The sequence below is a fragment of the Microbacterium umsixpiens genome, from assembly GCF_053543675.1.
In genome coordinates this window covers 1-3,370 of sequence record NZ_JBLVOH010000056.1, presented here as the reverse complement: position 1 = coordinate 3,370, position 3,370 = coordinate 1, and the positions used below count along the sequence as shown (strand labels likewise).

Here is a 3,370-nt window from a genome sequence, read left to right as displayed (position 1 = left end):
CACCCGCCGAAGGATGGACAGAGCCACGTCAGCCCTTGAGCTGAGCGTTCTCGAGGTGCAGCTGTCCGCCGCCCTCGACCCACACGCCGTCGACCTTCGTGCTCGTCGCCGTGACGACCGTCGACTGCAGCGGCACGATCAGCGGGACCTGCTCGTTGACGATCGTCTGCACCGTGCCCCACTTCTCGGCTCGGGCGGCCTCGTCCGGCTCGGCCACGGCATCCGCGAACGCGGTCTGGAAGTCGGGGTCGACCCAGTTGCACTCGCAACGGCCTTCGAGATAGAAGTTCAGCGAATAGGCCGGCTCCGGCGGCGTCGACTGGAAGTTCGGCACGATGTAACCGGGGAAGCTCTTGCCCGCCGGGTAGAACGAGTCCACCCAGGTGCCGATGTCGTTGTTGTCGATCTTCAGCGTGATGCCGATCTCCTTCAGGCTCGCCTGCAGGATCTCACCGCTCGTGTTCCACTCCGGGTACTGCCCCGCGATACCCCACCAGGTGAGCGTGCTGCCCTCGGTGATGCCCGCTTCGGCGAACAGCTCCTTCGCCTTGTCGAGGTCGTACGAGTAGTCGGTCAGGTCGCCGCCGAACCACGGGTTGACCTCGCCGAGGGCGTTGTTCGTGGGTGAGACCGTGCCCTGCCCGTAGTACGCCGCCTCGAGGATCGCTTCGCGGTCGGTCGCGTAGGCGAGAGCCTGGCGTGCGCGCACATCGTTGAACGGCGCGGACTGGGTGTCGACTTCCCACGACGGCCACTGGCTGGGGTTGTCAGGCTTGACGAGCGCGATGTCGCCGCCGCCTTCGAGCCCGGCCACATCGCCCTGCGGTACGGACCACAGCACGTCGATGTCGCCCGAGCGCAGCCCCGTGACCGCGGCCGTGGACTCTGCGGCCTTGACGATCGTGATCTCGTCGAGGACCGGCTCCTCACCGAAGTACTCGGGGTTCGGCACGAGGGTCAGGCTGTCGTCGGGCGTGAACGCATCGACGATGTACGGGCCGGTGCCGATCGGCTCCTTGTCGATCGTGGCGAGCGCATCGACGTCGAGCATCTTGACCCAGACGATGCCGGCCGCGAAGGTCGCGATGGACTCGGAGAGGGTGATGACGACGGTCTTCTCGTCGGGCGCCGTGACGTCCGTGACCATGTCGATCTTGTTCTTCTCCTGGGTCGCGGTCTCCGGGTCGAGGTAGTAGTCGAACGATGCGACGGCGTCCTCGGCGGTGAAGGCCTCGCCGTTCGAGAACGTGACGCCGTCCCGGAGGGTGAAGGTCCAGGTCTTCTGGTCCGGCGACGCCTCCCACTTCTCGGCGAGGTCGCCGACGATCTCGCCCGACTCATCGGTCTTGGTCAGACCGTTCCAGAGCAGGGGGAACAGCACCTCCTCCCAGGCGAAGGTGCGGATGGCGGGGTTCAGCTGCGGGATGCCTTGAGCGGCGGCGACGGTCAAGGTGCCGCCGTCCTGCGTCTGGCCGTCAGGAGTCGAGGGGGTGCTGCTGCAGCCAGCGATGAGGAGCGCGGCGGTGAGCAACGCTGCTCCGCCGAGCAATACACGACGACGCGACATGGGTGCCTCCAAGTGTCGGTGATGCATTCGGGTGGAAGGGTTTCGCTATAGCATGTAGCAAACCCCCGGCTGCGTCTAGTGCGAATCGGGCGAATGCGATTACGTTCTCGTTACGCCCACCCGGACCCGTATCCCGCCACGGCGGTGAATTTGCCATAGCATCGGTCGATGCAGGAACTCGGCCGAGAACGGCTCGCGGGTTCCGGCACAGACAGGAGAGCCACGGTGCGCAGCGTCTCGGATCAGAACATCGCCGAACAGGTCGCGGATGAGCTGCGCGCGGCCATCCACTCCGGAGAGCTCGCCCCCGGCGAGCGCCTGGTCGAGCGCAAGCTCGCCGACCGGCTCGGCGTGAGTCACATCCCGGTCCGCGAGGCCCTGACCCGCCTGGCCGAGGAGCGCCTGATCACCCGCGAGCCCCGCCGCGGCGCCCGCGTCGCGCAGCTGAGCGCGCAAGACCTGGAGGAGATCTCGAGCCTGCGGATCGTGCTCGAGCAGTTCATGGCCATCCGCGTGCAGGAGCGGTGGAACGACGATTCCGCCACCCGCCTCGGCGCCATCATCCAGGCGATGTCGGATGCGGCGCCGGGCGACATCGACGAGGTGCTGCGCCAAGACCGCCTCTTCCACGAGACCCTGGCCGACCTCGCCGAGCACCGCTTCCTCGATGAGTTGAGCGGCCAACTGCGCGGGCGCATCACCGGCTTCCTGCACGCCGCCAACGCCGCACTCGACCCTGCCGAGCAGGAGGAGCATGTGCGCAGCCACCAGCAGATCGTGGATGCCATCGCGAGCGGCGACCCCGACCGGGCGCAGGCCGTGATCGCCGAGCACGTCACCCGCGCCGTCCGGCGCATCACTCCCTCGGCCGAGGCCGAGTGACGCGACCCGTGCCTCGGCAGACGATCGTCCTCACCGGAGCTTCCGACGGGATCGGCGCCGCGGCCGCCCGCCGACTCGCGGATTCTCCGCACCGGCTCCTCCTGGTGGGCCGCTCCCCCGAGAAGATCCGCGCCGTCGGCGAGGAGACGGGAGCGGAGTGGTTCACCGCCGACTTCGCGCGCCTCGACGACGTGCGCGCGCTCGCCCAGAAGATCACGGATGCCGTCGGCGAAGACGGCATCCACGTCCTGGCGAACAACGCCGGCGGCATCTTCGGGGATCAAACCCCGACCGTCGACGGGTTCGAGAAGACCATGCAGGTCAATCACCTCGCACCGTTCCTGCTCACGAACCTGCTGCTGCCGCAGCTGCTCGCGTCCGGCGGCGCGGTCGTGAACACCTCGAGCGTCGCGCACCGCCTCTTCGGGCGCATCGACGTCGACGACCTCGACAACGCCCGACGCTTCAGTCCGAACAAGGCCTACGGTGACGCGAAGCTCGCCAACGTCCTCTTCGCGAAGAGCCTGCACACGAAGTTCCAGGCCGACGGGCTCAGCGCCGTGGCGTTCCACCCGGGTACCGTGCAGACGAACTTCGCCTCCGACTCGTCGAGCATCATGCGGCTGGTGTACCGCACGCCACTCAAACGCCTTCTGCTCATCGGGGCCGAGAAGGGCGGCGACACGCTCCGCTGGTTCAACGAGGGCACCCCCGGCGAGACCTGGCTCTCCGGCGCGTACTACGACGAGCGCACCCTCACCACGAAGGTCAATCCCCAGGTGAACGACCCGGATCTCGCCGAGGCCCTCTGGCAACGCAGCGCCGAACTCGTCGGCATCCCGTCGGCGTAGCCCGTCCCGCCCTCGCCCGCTCCTTCCCCCTCGCCCCCTTTCTCTCCCCCCTCCCTCTCCCCCCTTTCGC

The 3,370-nt window shown here is 68.0% G+C and carries 3 protein-coding genes; 2 read left to right on the top strand and 1 reads right to left on the bottom strand.

What is annotated here, in order from left to right:
* Positions 1-28: 28 nt before the first annotated feature.
* Positions 29-1,567 carry an ABC transporter substrate-binding protein gene (locus tag ACNPM4_RS05710; protein WP_448985019.1) on the bottom strand — a complete coding sequence of 513 codons (1,539 nt, stop codon included), beginning with the start codon at positions 1,565-1,567 and terminating at the stop codon, positions 29-31.
* A gap of 168 nt (positions 1,568-1,735) precedes the next feature.
* On the opposite strand from ACNPM4_RS05710, the gene ACNPM4_RS05705 reads away from it, so the two are divergent.
* The gene (locus ACNPM4_RS05705; RefSeq protein ID WP_448985018.1) at positions 1,736-2,449 is read left to right on the top strand and encodes a GntR family transcriptional regulator; all 714 of its coding nucleotides are present in this window, start codon (positions 1,736-1,738) and stop codon (positions 2,447-2,449) included.
* Between the two features lie 8 nt (positions 2,450-2,457).
* Positions 2,458-3,300, top strand: a complete 843-nt coding sequence (locus tag ACNPM4_RS05700) for an SDR family NAD(P)-dependent oxidoreductase (RefSeq protein WP_448985017.1) — start codon at positions 2,458-2,460, stop codon at positions 3,298-3,300.
* Positions 3,301-3,370: the final 70 nt, after the last annotated feature.